We start from the raw sequence: 16,100 nt of genomic DNA on the forward strand, positions 1-16,100 counted from the left end.
CCGATATACGAGGCGTGGCTTCGTCCGGTATGAACCGACGTACGGTCCTCGCCGCGACCGGGGCGGTCGGCCTCGGCTCGCTCGCCGGCTGTCTGTCCGACGTGATCGGCTCCCAGGGTCACGACTACGAGCGCGGCACCATCGACGTCACCGTCAACGGCGAGCCGATCGATCTCGAGGCCCCGCGGTTTCAGGCCGAGAACGCCGACAACTCCTCCATGGATTTTCACCTCCACGAGGGCCACGAACACTGGTACATGGAGGGGGACCGGGTGACGTTCGCGGAAGGGATCGATCTCCTCCCCCACTTCGCCTACGAACAGATGGACGGGGCCCACGTCGTCACGATCGACGGGACGGTCTACGACGGACGCGACGACGAGACCGACATCGCGTTCACCGTTAACGGCGATGAGGTCGACCCAACCGAAACCGAGATCCACGACGGCGATTCCTTACAACTCGAGGTGACGACGGACGAGGCGAGCGACGACTGACCGGATCTGTCGATCTCTCGAGAGAGCCGCCTGTTTCTCGAGCCGCGATTTCTCGCGCGAGCCGTTCGAGTAGAAGGAGAGTAACCAGGCGCGAACGCGAGGGGCCCGACGAGAGTTACCGACGAGACCGACCGATCGCGGCCGCAGCGGTCCCGGCAGCGATTCCGGTTCCCGTTCCGATGCCGGCGCTGGCTCCGACTCCGTCGACGGCAGCCGGTCCGTCCGGGCCGCCGGTGAGCTGCGGCGAGGCGGAGTCCAGTCCCGCGTCCCAGACCGCCGGAGACGGCGCAATTGTCCCGCTGAACAGCTGATCGAACGCCAGCCGGATGTGGCCGAGCCACGGGATACGGAACGTCGCCTTCCCGGTGACCCACTCCGGCTTGACGACGGTGCTGACGCTGTTGCCGAACTGGTCGTAGCCGTTGTTGTTGTCGCCCTTCGTGACGAAGCCGTCGTGGGGCGCGGGACAGGTTCGGACCTGTTCGCAGGTTACGGCGCCGGTGATCTCCTCGTCGGCCTTGGTGTCGACCCAGTTTTCGCCCTCCTCGACCCAGAAGTGCGCGCGGTGTATCACCGGCGTCTCGTACTCGCTGCCGTCAGGCCGGAAGATGATGACGTCGCCCGGTCGGTTGAACTTCTCGTAGCCGGTCTCCCGCGCCGTTGCGAGGGTGACGACGCCGGTTCCCTCGACGGGGTCGTCGCCGACGAACCGGTCGGAGTCGGTGATGAAGATCAGGTCGCCCTTCTGCATGTTTGGCACCATACTCTCGCTCTCGACGGCGACCAGCGGCGGCCAGATGCCGCTGACCGCGAACAGCAGGAGTCCGACGACGGCGACGATGGCGACGCTGCTCACCACGTCCCGTGCGAGGACGACCGTCTCCTCGTCGGTTCGCAGAAACCAGCGGACGATGCCGTCGTCCTCGATGGTGACGTCGGCGCCGGACTCGTCCCGGCCTGCGGTCGGTGCGTCGGGCGACCGACCGTCCTGGTCGCTCGAGCCGCGGCGGGGATCGGCGCCGCCGTCGGTTCGCTCGTCGTCGGAACTACCCGGGTCGGGACCGCTCATTGCTCGGGGTTTTGCCGGGGTCAGAAATCAACCTTCTGCTCGAGTTGGCTCGTTGCGAGTCGATCGTCACCGTCCGCGACTGTGGGCGGTCGTACTGCTGTCGGTGCCGTACTGCGTGTGACTGTGAGTGACTCGACCGCCGCGGGGCGTTCCGCTATCCTTTTTGTCTCCGTCGCGAATGCGAGGTGTGTGCCGCTCGAGGGCCACGCCCGGATCGTCAGCGAACTCACCAGTCGCGGCTACAACGCCGAGCGCGAGGCGGTCACGCAACTGGCGGCCGCGGACGATCCCGACGCGGCGCTCGAGCACCTTCTCGACGAAATCCCCGACGACGCCCTGGTCGTTCGCAGCGAGCACGTCGAGGCGGCGTTGAACGCGGTCTCGAGTTCTGGGTCATCCCCGCCGACCGAATCGGCCGCCGATCGCGGGGATCCGACCCCCTCCGTTTCAACTGGAACCGACGCACCCGTGTCGGGCGATTCGGCAACCCACGCTCCAGTTGAAACGGAGGGGTCGGAACCTATCGAGCGGACCGTCGACGCCGACCTCCGCTCCCTCGAGATCGAGGGCGACATGACCGGCCAGAGCACCGGCACGGGCGAGTACGAGGACTTCGTTTCCGTTTTCCGGGACCGCCTCGAGCGCCTCGGCTCGAAGCTCCGCGGGCGCGTCAACCACCGCCCGGCGTCGGCCATTCAGGACATGCCCGGCGGCAGCGAGGTCGCGATGGTCGGGCTGGTCAACGACATTCGGTCGACCGCCAGCGGCCACTGGCTGATCGAACTCGAGGACGCCACCGGGACCTTCCCGTGGCTGGTGATGAAGGATCGCGACTACGTCGATCTGGTCGACGAACTGCTCTGTGACGAGGCGCTGGCGATGGAGGGAACCCTGGCCGACGACTCGGGGATCGCCTTCGTCGACTCGATGTACTTCCCGGACGTGCCCCGGACCTACGAGCCGTCGACGGCCGACCGCCACGTCCAGGCGGCGCTGATCAGCGACGTCCACGTCGGCAGCGAGGAGTTCATGGAAGACGCCTGGAACCGCTTCGCCGACTGGCTCCACACCGAGCAGGCCCGGAACGTCGAGTACCTCCTGCTCGCCGGCGACATGGTCGAGGGCGTCGGCGTCTACCCCGACCAGGACGAGGAACTCGACATCATCGACATCTACGAGCAGTACGAGGCCTTCAGCGAACATCTGAAGAAGGTGCCGGGCGACCTCGAGATCGTCATGATCCCGGGCAACCACGACGCGGTTCGCCTCGCGGAACCCCAGCCCGGCTTCGACGAGGAACTGCGGGAGATCATGTCGGCCCACGATCCGGAGATCGTGAGCAACCCGTCGACGGTGACCGTCGAGGGCGTCTCCGTGCTGATGTACCACGGCGTCTCGCTGGACGAAGTCATCGCGGAACTCCCCGAGGAGAAAGCCAGCTACGACGACCCGCACAAGGCGATGTACCAACTGCTGAAGAAGCGCCACGTCGCGCCGCAGTTCGGGGGCCACACCCGGCTCGCGCCCGAGGAGAAGGACTACCTGGTCATCGACGAGGTGCCCGACATCTTCCACACCGGCCACGTCCACAAGCTCGGCTTCGGCAAGTACCACAACGTGCTCGCGATCAACTCCGGCTGCTGGCAGGCCCAGACCGACTTCCAAAAGAGCGTCAACATCGATCCCGACGCGGGGTACGCGCCGATCGTCGACCTCGACACGCTCGACGTCACGGTCCAGAAGTTCAGCTGATTACTCCTCCTCTTCTTACTCCTCGTCCGACGGCCGCAGTTCCGACTCGAACCCGTCCTCGGTGATCGAGACGGTGATCTTCTCGACCGCGAGCCGGTACCGCTCGCAGTGGTTCCCGTCGCTGCGGATGCGGATCTCGGTCTCGACGAGGCCCGCGTCCTCGAGGCGGTTCAGCCGCCGGTAGATCGTCACGCGCGAGCCGGGACACCGCTCGGTGAGTTCCTTCGCCGTCGCGGGGTTTTCGATGAGGACCGCGAGGATCTCCTGGGCGTAGTCGTCCCCCAGCAGCGCGAGCGCCGCGTCGATTTCGAGTCCGTGCTCGTTCTCCCGTCGGCGCTGTTGTCGCTGTGACATATCTACCACTATACGGCGGGGTATATTCAGATCTATCCTGTTACTACACATACAACCGATACTACTATAGTATCCCTACTAACAATACTATCTACAATGACAGGAGAGACGGAACTCCGATCGATCGTCGAGGTCCACATCGCGCCGCTCGGGTTCGAGTTCGATCGGATCAAAGCGCCCGTCCTCGAGTACGACGCCGATATCCTCTACCTGCTCGCCGACGACGAGGCCGCCGAAGCGTCCTACCACGACCGGCTCGTCGAGGACCTCTCCGACCACGGCATCACCGTCCACACCCGGGAAATCGACTTCGGCGACATGTACGACGTGCTCGGGGAGATCACGACGATCGTCGACGACTACCGGGACGATATCGTCCGGGTCAACGTCTCGAGCGGCCCGAAACTGGCCGACATCGGCGCGGCGCTGGCCTGCATGGCAACCGATGCGAGCGGCTACTACGTCCATCCGAAATCCCGCGCGCACCCGGTCGACGAGACGCCCCGTACCGAGGGGATGGCGATGGCCGAACAGCTCCCCTCCTACCCCCTCGAGACGCCGTCGACGGATCAGGTCAGGATTCTGAACTACATCGACGGCGCCGATACGGCGGCCTACACGCCGAAAAAGAGCGACCTGATCGAGTTCGCCGAGCGGGAGCCCCTCGAGTTCATGACCAAATCCGATCCCGCGAACGAGAAGGCGAAGTTCGCCCTGCTGAACAACCGGATCGTCGAGCCGCTGCTCGAGGTCGGCTACATCGAGGTCGAGTCCGTCGGCCGAACGAAGCAGGTTTCGCTGACCGAGACGGGGGAGAACGCGTTACGGGCGTTTCGGCACAAGCTCTGAGTCGCCGGTCACCCGCGGCAGCCGGCTACCTATTCGTCGGCGACCAGCCGCGTCCGGACGTACGCCTCGAGCTCTTGGCGTGCGGCACGAACCGGGTCGTCCGTGTCGGCGGTCACCCGCTGGTTGCGTGCGCCGTGGACGGTCGTCACGATGAACGCGGCCGCCCGCTCGGGATCGACGTCGCGGAAGACGCCCTGTTCGATCCCGTCGCGGATGACCTCGGCGGTGAGGCGCCGGTAGAACTCGTCGGCCGCAGCGAACTGCTCCTGATAGGTCTCGTCGTGGGGTGCCTGCCCGCGCAGCGCCTCGATTGCGCCCGCGAAATCGAGGTGGTCGTCGTCGAACTCGTCCGGCAGGGCGTACTCGATGAGCGTCTCGAGGTGCTCCTGCGCGTCGTCGAACTCAGCATCGATCGGCAGGTCCGCCTCGAACTGCTCGAGCAGGTACTCGAGGAAGGCGACGAGGAGCTCGTCTTTGCTGTCGTAGTGTTGGTAAATCAGCGACTTGCTCTTGGGAAACTCGTCGCCGATACGCTGGATCGTCAGCTCGGAGTAGCCGTGTTTTCGCAGCGCTTCGTAGGTCGCTTCCATCATCTGTGCGTGCGTGTCGTCGCCTGCGGACGCGAAGAGATCCGTGTCACTCATTATGAATGAATGGTCATTCAGGTCGTATATAGCTGTCTCGGTTCGGCCGTGCGTCGAGGATACCGCGGTCGCTACGGCTCCAGTCGAAACCGAACGGTCCGCGAGCCGTCGAACCGCGGGCCGGTCCCGCGCCGTTCGAAGCCCAGCTCCTCCGCGGCGTCGACGATCACGTCCGTATCCGGCGGGGCCAGCACCTCGACGGCCATCGACTCGCGCTCGGCGAACCGGACCGGCTCGGCCAGGAGTCGCTTGCAGGCCTCGGTCGTCCCGTCGAGTTGCGTGACGTGGACGGTATCCTCGCGTGCGTCGAAGCTGATGAACCCAAGTAGATCTTCCGGATCGGAGCCGTCGTATTGGGAACTCGAGACGTCCGCGTTCGGATCGGTGGTCCCGTCCTCCGCGACGCGGACCGTCCGGTCGTGGACGAGATTGCGCATCACGTCGGTCGGGGAGTCGGCGATCGACGCGAGCGCGTCGGCGTCGGCCTCGAGGGCGTCCCGTACGTTCATTAGCGTGTGGTATTGATACGCACGACCATAAATCCCGCCCGCGAGGACGCGGGTGGCTGTGAGTCGACCGACAGGTCGAGACCGGCGGAGGAGGGGTATCGCCGGTAAAAATGCGGCCAATGGGACACAGTTATCTGCTCGGTCTGGTAACGACGGTGTATGAGCCACGCCACCGGTACGCGAACACAGGACAATTGCGAGGTGTCGGCATGCGAGTCGTAGCCAAGTTCGGCGGCACCAGCCTCGGCAGCGGCGAGCGAATCGACCGCGCCGCGGACTCGATCGCCGCCGCCGTCGAGGACGGCCACGAGATCGCCGTCGTCGCATCGGCGATGGGATCGACGACGGACGACCTGCTCGACGACATCACCTTCGAGACCGACGAAGCCGACCGCGCCCAGATCGTCAGCATGGGCGAGCGCACGTCCGTGCGGATGCTCAAGGCCGCGCTGGCCTCGCGGGGCATCGACGCGGTCTTCTTGGAGCCCGGCAGCGAGAACTGGCCGGTCATCACCGACGAGTACGGCGAGGTCGACGTCGAGGCGACCCAGCAGCGAGCCCGGGAAGTCGCCGCGGAGATGGACGAGGTCGTCCCGGTCATCACCGGCTTCCTCGCCGAGGGACCGGACGGCTCGATCACGACGCTGGGTCGCGGGGGCAGCGACACCACCGCCGTGATGATGGGCAAGTACATGGACGCCGACGAGGTCGTCATCGTGACCGACGTCGAGGGCGTCATGACCGGCGACCCGAACGTCGTCGAGGGCGCCCGCAACGTCGGCGAGATTTCGGTCGACGAACTGCGGAACCTCTCGTTCCGCGGCGCCGAGGTCGTCGCACCCTCCGCGCTGTCGTACAAGGACGGGAAACTCGACGTCCGCGTCGTCCACTACCAGCACGGCGACCTGCTCTCGGGCGGCACCAGCATCGAGGGCGAGTTCAAGAACCTCGTCGACCTGCGCGAGCGGCCGCTTGCCTGCCTGACCGTCGCCGGCCGGGCGATCCGCAACGAGTCCGGCGTCTTCAACCACCTCTCGGAGGCGCTGGCCGAGAGCGACGTCAACATCGACGCCGTCGCCAGCGGGATGGACACGGTCACCTTCTACATCGACGAGGCCGAGGCCGAGCGCGCCGAGAACATCCTCCACCGCGAGGTCATCGCCCGCGACGAACTCTCCTCCGTCACCGTCGACTCGCCGATCGCGGTCGTCCGCGTGACCGGCGGCGAACTCCCCAACCAGCCGGGGATCGTCAGCGACATCGTCACGCCGCTGGCCGAGGAGCGAATCCACCTGCAGGACGTCATCACGAGCGCGACCAGCGTCGCGCTGTTCGTCGAGTGGGAGGACCGCGAGAAGACCCTCGAGATCACGCAGGAACTCTTCTGAACGCCGAACGCGCGGAGCGCGGTACTCCGCACTCCGCGTCCCGCGCCACTCGCGCGATTCGTGCACCGCTTTTCGCCGGATGAAAACGCGTTTTTGACCGCTTGCCGTCGTGTCGGGTATGCGCGATCGCCTCCGCTCGCTGTGCCGACGGCTGGGCGTGCAGTGTCCCCACTGCGCGTCGGCGCGGACGGTCGGTATCCCCGCAACGCCGGGGCTGCGGCGCTGTCTCGCCTGCGGCGAGTCGTTCAACGAATCCGATATTTAGTCGGCAGCCGACGGTACGCGTCCATCTCCTTCCGAGACGGTCCCGGCCAGCACCGCATCCCGACAGATCCTGCATCCCGACTGGCCCCGAACCGACGCGCCCACCGACGCGATCACCCTCGAGAACAACACCGTTCGTTACCGCTCGGTCCTGTTCGCCGACCCGCGGGTTCCGTCGTCGCTCGCCACCTTTCGTCGCTCGAATTGAACTATCGGGGCGTGAGTGTGTGGGTATGGCCGGATACAAGTCCAAGATGGTCGAGCCGATCTCGCTCCCCGCCCGGGAGCGACGCGAACGCAACTTAGAGCGGGCCCGGTACAACGTCTTCAACCTCCCCGCCGACGAGGTCTTCATCGATCTGTTGACCGACAGCGGCACGGGCGCGATGAGCGACGCGCAGTGGGCCGCGCTGCTGCGCGGCGACGAGGCCTACGCCGGCTCGCGGAGCTTCGATCGCCTCGAGTCGGCCGTCCGGGACGTGATGGGCGTCGAGCACGTCGTGCCGACCCACCAGGGCCGCGGCGCGGAGAACGTCCTCTACGGCACCCTCCTCTCGGACGCCGAGGACGCGGTCGTCCCGAACAATACCCACTTCGATACGACCCGCGCCCACGTCGCGAACCAGGGTGCGGAGCCGGTCGACTGTCCCGTCGACGGCGCACACGATCCCGATCTCGAGGCGCCGTTCAAGGGGAATTTCTCGCTCGAGCGGGCCCGGGCGCTGGTCGACGAGGTCGGCGCGGACCGGATCCCGCTGGTGATCCAGACGATCACGAACAACTCGGCGGCGGGCCAGCCGGTCAGCGTCGCGAACACGCGGCGGGTTCGGGACTTCGCCGACGAGATCGACGCGACGTTCGTCATCGACGCCTGCCGGTTCGCGGAGAACGCGTACTTCGTGCAGCAACGTGAGGACGAGTTCGCCGCCGAGACCGAGATCGCCGAGATCGCCCGCGAGCAGCTCGGCTACGCCGACGCCGTCGTGATGAGCGGCAAGAAGGACGGACTCGTCAACACGGGCGGCTTCGTCGCAACCGACGACGAGGAGCTCTTCGAGCGGTGCAAACAGCGCGCCATCCTCTACGAGGGATTTCCGACGTACGGCGGGATGGCCGGCCGCGACCTCGAGGCGATGGCCGTCGGCCTCCGGGAGGCCGTCGAGCGGTCGTACGTCGCGGATCGAGTCGAACAGGTCCGAACGCTCGGCTCGCTGCTGCGGGATGCGGGCGTCCCGATCTACGAACCGGTCGGCGGCCACGCGGTCTACCTCGACGCCGCCGCGGCGCTGCCCCACCTCGAGGCCGATGCGTTCCCCGGACAGGCGCTGGTCTGCGAGCTCTACCGGGAAGGCGGCGTCCGCGGGGTCGAACTCGGAAGCTTTGCCTTCCCGGACGCCGAGCGCCCGGAGCTCGTTCGACTCGCCGTGCCGCGCCGAACCTACCACCGAGAACACTTCGACCACGTCGCCGAGACCGCCGCAACCGTACTCGAGAAGGGGCGCGACGTCGACGGGCTCGAAATTGCGACCGAACCCGAGATGCCGGAGTTACGTCACTTCACGGCCGGACTCGAGCCGCGGTCCGAAGAACGGTGAGCGGGATCGCCTTACTGACTCGAGACGAAGCCGAGCGCTCGATCGCGAAGCGTCGGTTCGGGTTCGGGCTCCGACCGGTTCTGGAGCCGATTTGCGGCCGCGCGGATCCCCTGTTTCGCCGATTCGGACTCCGCGATGCCGACCGCCCAGTCGGGGATCTGCGACTCGATCTCTTTCCGTTTCTGTTCTTTGAGCTGGCTGTACTGCCGCAGGAGGAGGCCGGCGCCGATGAACATCCCGGCGTCGACCAGCTCCCGGCGGAACCGCTCGCGATCGTTGCGGACTGCGATCGCTTTCACGAGCGAGAGGCCGCCGATCGCGAGGTAGAGTTTCGCGTTTCTCGACGGGTTGCCGCTGAGTAGCCGTTGGAGCGCCATGCGCCGCGACGTACCACGTACCCGTCCTTAAAACTGCGCTGGGCGCTTGAGCGCCGTTCGGGTTAACCGTCGCTTTCACCGGTCCAGACGGCTTCCCACTCCGAAAGCCAGTCGCCGAGGGAGCCCCGCAGGTCGTCGTAGGTCATCGTTACCGTCCGCTCCGGTTCGCGGGCGCGGTCGGCGAACGACGACTCGAGATCGACGGACGCGTCCGCGACGGCCGGGAACTGCACGTTACGCGCCGCGATCTCGGCCTGCGCCGTCGACGAGAGCAGGAAGTCGAGGAACTCGTAAGCCAGTTCCTTCCGGGCACCGTCGGCGAAGACGGCGGCGAACTCGGTGTTGCGGTAGCCCGCGTCCTCGAGCATCGCGACCTGATGGAGGGCGAGGGGACGCTCGGCCGCGGCCGCGCCGACCCGATCCGTCGAGTAGGAGACGACCATCGATCCCTCCCCCTCGAGGTACCGGTTCCGGTACGCGTCGGTCCAGCTCCCGGCGAGGCGAAGCCCGTTATCCCGCAGGGCCCGCCAGTACTCGCGGTAGCCGTCCTCGCCGGCGGCTGCGATCGTCCACAGCAGGAAGGCCAACCCCGGATCCGACGAGCGAGGATCCTGCGCGAGCAGCGCCCGCTCGTACTCGGACTCGAGCAGACCGTCGAACGAGTCGGGCGGCCCGCTCTCGAGGTCGCGCTCGTCGTAGACCAGCGAGAGGTAGCCCGTATCGAACGGGAGGACCCTGCCGCCGGGGTCGTCGACCGTCAGCTCGTCGCGGAGCCGCCCGACGCGGTCGAGCCGATCCCGCTCGAGCGATTCGAAGAGTTCGCTGCCGCCGCCGAGAGCCTCGTCGACGCGGACGAGTTCACCGAGCGTCAGTCCAAGGTAGACGTCCGCGCCCGGATCGGCGTCGATCTCGCCGCGCCGGATGAAGTGTTCGATGCCGGCTTCGGGCACCCGCCAGTCGAGTTCGGCGTCCGGGCGCTCCTCGAGGAACGCCTCCTCGAGCCACCGGCCGGCGGGCCGCTCGCCGGTTACCATCGAGGTGTACGTCGCGATCCGCAGCGCGCTGTTGTCGAGTTCTTCGCCGCCGTCGTCCTGTCCGTCTTCCTCGGCGTCACGCGTGAGACACCCCGCGAGTCCCGTCAACGCGGCTCCGGTTCCCGCCCCGACACCGCGGACGAGCGTCCGCCGTCTCATATGCGGATCATCGCCCCGTGAGGGCTTAAGACCGCTGCCGCGTCGGTCGGTGGGAAAGATTTTATCCCCGCGGTGACAGTCACGACTGTGTCGACGAACACGAAATCGAACGGACCGCCGCGCTCCGGCAGCCGACGGCGTCGGTACGTCCTCGCCGGCGTCGTCGCGCTCCTCGGGATCGTCACCGGGGCGATCCTCCTCGAGGTGCTCGGGACGATCCTGTTCGCGCTGACGGTCGCCTACGTCCTGTTGCCGCTGCAGGGGTGGCTCGTCAGGCGCGGACTCACGGAGTGGGTCGCGGCCGCCGCCGCGACGGTGATCGGCTTCGTCGGAGCGGTCGCCGTCTTCTCCCCGATCGCGGTGACCCTGTACTTCCGGGTCGACGAGATCACTTCGATCATCGAAGGACTGCCGGAAGCGGTGCCGATTACGGCCTTCAATATCACGTACACGATCGAAGCGTCGGAGGTACAGGCGTTCGTCGTCGACTACCTCAGCAGCATCGCCGCCACCTTCGCGCTGTCGCTGCCGGTGCTCGCGATCAAGTTCGCGCTGTTTCTCACGCTCCTGTTCGCGCTCCTGCTCGAGGCCGACTCGGCCGGCCGGGCCGCGATCGCCCCGATTCCCCGCGAGTACCGCGACGTCGTCTACGCGCTCGCGACTCGAGCCCGCGAGACGCTGTACGCGATTTACGTCCTCCAGCTGGCGACGTCCGTGGCGACGCTGCTCATCGCCTACCCCGTCTTCTGGCTGCTCGACTACGAGATGTCGCTGACGCTCGCGATCATCGCCGCGATCTTGCAGTTCGTGCCGATCGTCGGTCCGAGCGTCCTGGTCGGACTGATCGCGGTCTACCACGTCACCGCCGGCGAGATCGCCGCGGCGGTGCTGATCGCCGTCTTCGGACTCGTCCTTATCGGCTGGCTTCCGGATATCGCCGTCCGGCCCCGGCTCGCCCGCCGCTCCGCCGGCCTGCCCGGGAGCCTCTACTTCATCGGCTTCACCGGCGGGCTCTTCACGCTCGGCCCGATCGGCATCGTCGTCGGCCCGCTGATCGTCGCCGTCTTCGTCGAAGCGGTCGACCTGCTCTCCGAGGAGGTCAACAGCGAAATCACGTTCTCCGAACTCGCCGCGGCCGAATCCGACGCCGGCGGTGACTCGGGCACCGAGCCGCGCCCTGACGAACCCGACTCGCCGATCGCCGACGACTGATCCGTCGAGATGTAGCCCGTCCGCCGACTCCCATTCGACCACCGACACTTTTCACCGCGCTCGTGGACGGACCACTATGGCGAGCGACCGAACCATCATCCACGCGGTTATCGGTGCCGTCGTCGGTATCGTCCTCTCGTTCATCCCGTTTTCTACCGTCATCGGCGGGGCCGTCGCCGGCTTTCTCGAGGGACCCGACAGCCGGGCGGGCGCGATCGCCGGCGCGGTCGCCGGCGTCATCGCGTTCGTCCCGGTCGCCGCGGTCGCCGTCTTGCTGCTCGGCTTCCTCGGGTTCGGAATGGGGGTCGCAGCCGCGCCGTTCGAGGGGTTCGCCGTCGCCGCGTTCGCCGTCCTCGTTTTCGCGCTGATCGTCCTCCTCTACACCGTCGGCCTCTCGCTGCTCGGCGGGTATCTCGGCGCGTACCTCGCACGGGAGTACCCCGGGAAACACCGGGAGACGCGGCGGTCGCTCGGGATGGCCGTCGACTCACCGTCGGATCGTGTGGGGTCGCCGTCGTATCCCGACTCGAGGGGACGATCGGCCGAGCGCTATCCGCCGGCCGATCGATCGGCCGGCCGCGCTTCGGACCTCGAGGGGTTCGACGACCGACGTCGAGACCAACACTGGGACCGGGAGCGAGAACCCGATCGAGAGTCGGATCGAGACCGGGAGCCGTTCGATACCGACTCGAGGGGCGCCGAGGCGGATCGATACCGCGAGGATCGCGAGCGTGAACGCGAACGCGATCGAGACGAGTAGTTCCGTCTCACGCGGCTGTCGACGCCGATCGCCGCCTTCCCTACCTTTTTGACAGTCGGCCGCGGTGTCTCCGATCAGGGTCGTTCTTTAGGCTCGCCAAAATCGAAGCACATTTATTGTTTTAGGCTAGCCTAAAAACACATGAAACGAGACGCGACCGCGTACTGGCGACTCCCGGCTAGATCGGCGGCTGTCCGGCAGGACACCGGACGACGACGGGTCGTCGGTCGGACGCGAAACGGAGGGGTCCTCCGTGCCTGAGACGGCGCCAGAGGGGGTTTCCTCGTCGAGAACGGAGACGGACCGAGATCGCTTTTCGCTGGTTGATTCGAAGCTGCTTTCGGTCTGTCTCGGCGGCTCGCTGATCGTCTTTATAAGCGGCTTCGTCCAGATCAGTTTCGGCGCGTACTCGATGTCCTTCGGCGAGGCCTGGCGGGCGCTGTTCGATACGACGGTGCTGTTCGACTACCGCTGGCTGCTCAACTTCCTGCTCGGCGAGGGACTGCTCGAGACGCTGACGGGGTATCGGGCCGGCGAACTGCCCGAGCTGTCGACGGCGACCCACATCGTCTGGAACATCCGGCTCCCGCGGGTTCTCACGGCGATTATCGTCGGGGTCAACCTCTCGGTCTCCGGGGCGATCTTCCAGGCGGTCACCCGGAACGAACTCGCGAGCCCGTTCATTCTCGGCGTCTCCTCGGGAGCCGGACTGATGATCCTGCTCGTGCTGACGGTGTTTAGCGGCCTGACGACGATCCTGCCGCTGATCGCGGCCATCGGCGGCGCGATCGCCTTCCTGCTCGTCTACGTCATCGCGTGGAACCACGGAACGAGCCCCGTTCGACTGGTGCTGGCCGGCGTCATCGTCAGCACCGTCTTCGGCTCCTTCCAGACCGCGATGTTCGTCTTCACCGACGACATCGCCGTCGTCCAGCAGGCGATCTCGTGGCTGAACGGATCGCTCACCGGCGTCAACTGGCAGCACGTCCGGATCGCGCTCCCGTGGTCGGCCGTCTCGGTCGGGCTGGCGTACCTGAGTTCGCGACAACTGAACGTCCTCCTGCTCGGCGAACAGACGGCCTCGTCGCTCGGGATGTCCGTCGAACGGGTCCGGTTCGGGCTGTCCGGGATCGCGGTCCTCGCGGCGGCTGCGAGCATCGCGGTCGCCGGCATCGTGAGCTTCGTCGGGCTCATCGTCCCGCACGTGGTGCGCAACGTCGTCGGGAGCGACTACCGGAAGCTGATGATCGGCTGCGTCTTCGTCGGCCCGGCGCTGATGATCGTCGCCGACGTCGGCGCACGGCTCGCGCTCAGCCCCGTCCAACTCCCGGTCGGGATCGTCACCGGGCTGATCGGCGGCCCGTACTTCCTCTACCTGATGCGCCGGAAGGAGAACCTGGGTGAGGTCTGATGAGTGGGACACACACATCTCCTGAGACGGACGCCGACCGCAATCGCGCAACGGACGCCGAGGAGCCGACCGACGAGAATCCACACCTGACCGGCACCGACCTACGGATCGGCTATCCGGAGGCCGACGAACTGGTCATTGACGGCGAGTCGCTGAGCGTACCCGAGGGGCAGGTGACGGCGCTGATCGGCCCCAACGGCAGCGGCAAGAGCACGCTGCTGAAGGGGATCGCCCGACAGGTTTCCCTCGAGTCGGGCTCGGTGCTGCTCGACGGATCGGATATCCACGAGCTCGAGAAGAAGGAGTTCGCCCGGAAGCTGGGGCTGCTCTCCCAGGAGAACGTCTCGCCGGGCTCGCTGACCGTCGAGGAACTCGTCTTCCACGGCCGGTACCCCCACCGGGGCTTCTTCGAGTCCACAACTGACGAGGACGAGGCCGCCGTCGATCGCGCGATCGCGCTGGCCGGCGTCGACCACCTGCGGGAAACCGAACTCGACAGCCTCAGCGGCGGCCAGAAGCAACTCGTCTGGATCGCGATGGTGCTGGCCCAGGAGACCGACGTGCTGTTGCTCGATGAGCCGACCACCTTCCTCGACGTCCACCACCAGCTCGAGGTCATGGAGATCGTCGAGGCGCTGCGCGATTACAGCGACGTGACGATCGTCCTCGTGCTCCACGACATCGAGCAGGCGGCCCGCTACGCCGACTACCTGCTGGCGCTGGACGGCGGCTCGATCTACGCCCGCGGCCCGCCCGAGGAAGTTATCACCGAGGAACTGCTCGCGGACGTCTTCGAGATCGAAGCGGCGGTCGAATACGGCGGCGAGACCGGCCCCGACATCACGCCGCTCGGGCCGCTTCACGACGAGTCGACCGACGACGTGCGGCGGGAGATCCTGCGTCGCTGACTCGGATGTGTCCCTCTAGTCGGCGCCTGCCGTTCCGTCTCGACGCTCGAATATTTAGGCAAACCTAAATGAATATACTTTTAATGTTTTAGGCTTGCCTAAACTACATGGTCCAACGACGACGGATACTCGCATCGAGCGCAACGCTCCTCGGCGTCGGTACGGCCGGCTGTCTCGGTGGAGACGACTCGGGGAACGGCAACGGCAACAGTAACGGGAACGGAACCGGCAACGACGACTCGAGCGACACCGGAAACGGCGAGGAATCGTCGGCGCAATCGGTCGACGACTCCTACGAGGTGTGTCTCGAACCCGCGGGCTGTCACACCTTCGAGGAGGTCCCGGAGACGGTCTTTACCATCCCCGGTGCGGCCGAGGACATGGCGATGTCGCTCGGCATTCAGGTCGACGCCCACGCCTATCCCGAGCGCAAGCCGTACAAGTTCTACGACCAGCTGCCGGGCGTCGAGCACGATCCGGACGAGATCCTCCAGTACGGCGAGGGCGAGTCCGCCCGCAACTACGACAAGGAAATCTTCTACGAGGTCGACCCGGACGTCGTCCTCGCGGACCCGCGAATGCTCCAGTTCTACTCCAACTGGAGCGACGAGGACATGGCGGAGATCGAGGAGAACGTCGCGCCGATCCTCGGGTCGTACATCCGCTTCGATTACGAGGGTGAGGAGCCCTACTACACGATGTACGAACTGTTCGAGCGGATCGCCACGATATTCCAGCGACGGGCGCAGTACGAGGCCTGGGTCGACCTCCACGACGAGTTCATCGACGGGATCGAGTCGGACCTTCCGGACGGCGAAGGGCCGACCGTCGCCGTCTTCTGGCGCGGCATCGACGCCGAGGCCGGCGAGTTCCAGCCGGCGCCGATCCACGAGAAGCGCAACGACGCCCGGAGCTTCCGCGATCTGGGTTTCCGCGACGCCTTCGCCGAGGCCGGCCTTGACCCCGACGGCGCGGTCGGCTACGAGACGCTGCTCGATCTCGACCCCGACTACATCGCCGCCTACAACCTCTCATCGATGACCGGCGACGAGTGGCGGTCGCAGGTCGTCGAACCGCTCGAGGACCACTCGACCGCGAGCCGGCTCTCGGCCGTCCAGAACGGCAACGTCGTCCGCTCCGCCGGTCAGTTCATGGGGCCGATCACGCACCTGTTCTCGACCGAGGCGCTGGCGAAACAGGTCTATCCCGATCGATTCGGCGAGTGGACCGGCGACTCGGAGGCTGTTCCCGAGGACGAACGGCTGTTCGACCGCGAACGCGTCGCCGAGATCGTCACCAACGATCTCTAACTGGCGTC

17 protein-coding genes are annotated in these 16,100 nt (G+C 66.5%); 11 read left to right on the plus strand and 6 right to left on the minus strand.

Annotated elements, in window-relative coordinates; genetic code table 11:
* Positions 1-29 precede the first annotated feature (29 nt).
* Positions 30-497 (plus strand): hypothetical protein, encoded by a 468-nt coding sequence (locus HALXA_RS03605; protein ID WP_013878949.1) that lies wholly within the window; start codon positions 30-32, stop codon positions 495-497.
* A gap of 115 nt (positions 498-612) precedes the next feature.
* Here the strand turns inward: HALXA_RS03605 and HALXA_RS03610 are convergent, their stop codons facing one another.
* Positions 613-1,566, minus strand: coding sequence for a S26 family signal peptidase (locus HALXA_RS03610; RefSeq protein WP_013878950.1), 954 nt, complete (start codon positions 1,564-1,566; stop codon positions 613-615).
* A 189-nt stretch (positions 1,567-1,755) separates the two neighbouring features.
* On the opposite strand from HALXA_RS03610, the gene HALXA_RS03615 reads away from it, so the two are divergent.
* Complete coding sequence (locus HALXA_RS03615; protein ID WP_013878951.1) at positions 1,756-3,318, plus strand: DNA-directed DNA polymerase II small subunit; 1,563 nt, start codon at positions 1,756-1,758, stop codon at positions 3,316-3,318.
* Between the two features lie 15 nt (positions 3,319-3,333).
* Here HALXA_RS03615 and HALXA_RS03620 read toward each other — a convergent pair whose 3' ends face one another.
* Positions 3,334-3,672, minus strand: coding sequence for an ArsR/SmtB family transcription factor (locus HALXA_RS03620; protein ID WP_013878952.1), 339 nt, complete (start codon positions 3,670-3,672; stop codon positions 3,334-3,336).
* A 96-nt stretch (positions 3,673-3,768) separates the two neighbouring features.
* Here HALXA_RS03620 and HALXA_RS03625 point away from each other — a divergent pair, with 96 nt between their 5' ends.
* Positions 3,769-4,521 (plus strand): HFX_2341 family transcriptional regulator domain-containing protein, encoded by a 753-nt coding sequence (locus tag HALXA_RS03625; protein ID WP_013878953.1) that lies wholly within the window; start codon positions 3,769-3,771, stop codon positions 4,519-4,521.
* A gap of 29 nt (positions 4,522-4,550) precedes the next feature.
* Here the strand turns inward: HALXA_RS03625 and HALXA_RS03630 are convergent, their stop codons facing one another.
* Together HALXA_RS03630 and HALXA_RS03635 are read right to left on the minus strand one after the other, a co-directional pair.
* The gene (locus HALXA_RS03630) at positions 4,551-5,165 is read right to left on the minus strand and encodes a TetR/AcrR family transcriptional regulator (RefSeq protein WP_013878954.1); all 615 of its coding nucleotides are present in this window, start codon (positions 5,163-5,165) and stop codon (positions 4,551-4,553) included.
* A 71-nt stretch (positions 5,166-5,236) separates the two neighbouring features.
* Positions 5,237-5,674, minus strand: a complete 438-nt coding sequence (locus HALXA_RS03635; protein ID WP_013878955.1) for a hypothetical protein — start codon at positions 5,672-5,674, stop codon at positions 5,237-5,239.
* 209 nt (positions 5,675-5,883) lie between these two features.
* Here HALXA_RS03635 and HALXA_RS03640 point away from each other — a divergent pair, with 209 nt between their 5' ends.
* The 3 genes from HALXA_RS03640 (at position 5,884) to HALXA_RS03645 (ending at position 8,921) form a co-directional block, all read left to right on the plus strand.
* On the plus strand, positions 5,884-7,062 hold the full coding sequence (locus tag HALXA_RS03640; protein WP_013878956.1) for an aspartate kinase: 1,179 nt from the start codon (positions 5,884-5,886) through the stop codon (positions 7,060-7,062).
* Positions 7,063-7,180: 118 nt separating this feature from the next.
* Complete coding sequence (locus HALXA_RS21940) at positions 7,181-7,327, plus strand: hypothetical protein (protein WP_013878957.1); 147 nt, start codon at positions 7,181-7,183, stop codon at positions 7,325-7,327.
* Positions 7,328-7,559: 232 nt separating this feature from the next.
* A complete protein-coding gene (locus tag HALXA_RS03645) occupies positions 7,560-8,921 on the plus strand; it encodes a tryptophanase (RefSeq protein ID WP_013878958.1) in 1,362 nt (453 codons plus the stop codon).
* Positions 8,922-8,932: 11 nt separating this feature from the next.
* Here HALXA_RS03645 and HALXA_RS03650 read toward each other — a convergent pair whose 3' ends face one another.
* On the minus strand, positions 8,933-9,298 hold the full coding sequence (locus HALXA_RS03650; RefSeq protein ID WP_013878959.1) for a hypothetical protein: 366 nt from the start codon (positions 9,296-9,298) through the stop codon (positions 8,933-8,935).
* A 62-nt stretch (positions 9,299-9,360) separates the two neighbouring features.
* On the minus strand, positions 9,361-10,491 hold the full coding sequence (locus HALXA_RS03655; protein WP_013878960.1) for a thiamine ABC transporter substrate-binding protein: 1,131 nt from the start codon (positions 10,489-10,491) through the stop codon (positions 9,361-9,363).
* A gap of 87 nt (positions 10,492-10,578) precedes the next feature.
* Between HALXA_RS03655 and HALXA_RS03660 the strand changes: the two genes are divergently transcribed.
* The 5 genes from HALXA_RS03660 to HALXA_RS03680 all read left to right on the plus strand — a co-directional run bounded on the left by HALXA_RS03660 (position 10,579) and on the right by HALXA_RS03680 (position 16,092).
* A complete protein-coding gene (locus tag HALXA_RS03660; protein WP_013878961.1) occupies positions 10,579-11,703 on the plus strand; it encodes an AI-2E family transporter in 1,125 nt (374 codons plus the stop codon).
* Positions 11,704-11,779: 76 nt separating this feature from the next.
* A complete protein-coding gene (locus HALXA_RS03665; protein WP_013878962.1) occupies positions 11,780-12,463 on the plus strand; it encodes a DUF5518 domain-containing protein in 684 nt (227 codons plus the stop codon).
* Between the two features lie 253 nt (positions 12,464-12,716).
* The gene (locus HALXA_RS03670; RefSeq protein WP_013878963.1) at positions 12,717-13,874 is read left to right on the plus strand and encodes a FecCD family ABC transporter permease; all 1,158 of its coding nucleotides are present in this window, start codon (positions 12,717-12,719) and stop codon (positions 13,872-13,874) included.
* Positions 13,874-14,782 carry an ABC transporter ATP-binding protein gene (locus HALXA_RS03675; RefSeq protein WP_013878964.1) on the plus strand — a complete coding sequence of 303 codons (909 nt, stop codon included), beginning with the start codon at positions 13,874-13,876 and terminating at the stop codon, positions 14,780-14,782. The genes HALXA_RS03670 and HALXA_RS03675 overlap by 1 nt, the downstream gene beginning before the upstream one ends.
* Before the next feature lie 107 nt (positions 14,783-14,889).
* Positions 14,890-16,092: an ABC transporter substrate-binding protein gene (locus HALXA_RS03680; RefSeq protein WP_013878965.1), complete on the plus strand. Its 1,203-nt coding sequence runs from the start codon at positions 14,890-14,892 to the stop codon at positions 16,090-16,092.
* Positions 16,093-16,100 lie beyond the last annotated feature (8 nt).

The organism is Halopiger xanaduensis SH-6 (assembly GCF_000217715.1).
GTDB classification, from domain to species: domain Archaea; phylum Halobacteriota; class Halobacteria; order Halobacteriales; family Natrialbaceae; genus Halopiger; species Halopiger xanaduensis.

What these genes read in the sequence shown, in the direction of transcription:
- HALXA_RS03605 (WP_013878949.1), top strand. Translation starts at nt 30, where the DNA reads ATGAACCGACGTACGGTCCTCGCCGCGACCGGGGCGGTCGGCCTCGGC.
- HALXA_RS03610 (WP_013878950.1), bottom strand. Translation starts at nt 1,566, where the DNA reads ATGAGCGGTCCCGACCCGGGTAGTTCCGACGACGAGCGAACCGACGGC.
- HALXA_RS03620 (WP_013878952.1), bottom strand. Translation starts at nt 3,672, where the DNA reads ATGTCACAGCGACAACAGCGCCGACGGGAGAACGAGCACGGACTCGAA.
- HALXA_RS03625 (WP_013878953.1), top strand. Translation starts at nt 3,769, where the DNA reads ATGACAGGAGAGACGGAACTCCGATCGATCGTCGAGGTCCACATCGCG.
- HALXA_RS03630 (WP_013878954.1), bottom strand. Translation starts at nt 5,165, where the DNA reads ATGAGTGACACGGATCTCTTCGCGTCCGCAGGCGACGACACGCACGCA.
- HALXA_RS03635 (WP_013878955.1), bottom strand. Translation starts at nt 5,674, where the DNA reads ATGAACGTACGGGACGCCCTCGAGGCCGACGCCGACGCGCTCGCGTCG.
- HALXA_RS03640 (WP_013878956.1), top strand. Translation starts at nt 5,884, where the DNA reads ATGCGAGTCGTAGCCAAGTTCGGCGGCACCAGCCTCGGCAGCGGCGAG.
- HALXA_RS21940 (WP_013878957.1), top strand. Translation starts at nt 7,181, where the DNA reads ATGCGCGATCGCCTCCGCTCGCTGTGCCGACGGCTGGGCGTGCAGTGT.
- HALXA_RS03645 (WP_013878958.1), top strand. Translation starts at nt 7,560, where the DNA reads ATGGCCGGATACAAGTCCAAGATGGTCGAGCCGATCTCGCTCCCCGCC.
- HALXA_RS03650 (WP_013878959.1), bottom strand. Translation starts at nt 9,298, where the DNA reads ATGGCGCTCCAACGGCTACTCAGCGGCAACCCGTCGAGAAACGCGAAA.
- HALXA_RS03655 (WP_013878960.1), bottom strand. Translation starts at nt 10,491, where the DNA reads ATGAGACGGCGGACGCTCGTCCGCGGTGTCGGGGCGGGAACCGGAGCC.
- HALXA_RS03665 (WP_013878962.1), top strand. Translation starts at nt 11,780, where the DNA reads ATGGCGAGCGACCGAACCATCATCCACGCGGTTATCGGTGCCGTCGTC.
- HALXA_RS03675 (WP_013878964.1), top strand. Translation starts at nt 13,874, where the DNA reads ATGAGTGGGACACACACATCTCCTGAGACGGACGCCGACCGCAATCGC.
- HALXA_RS03680 (WP_013878965.1), top strand. Translation starts at nt 14,890, where the DNA reads ATGGTCCAACGACGACGGATACTCGCATCGAGCGCAACGCTCCTCGGC.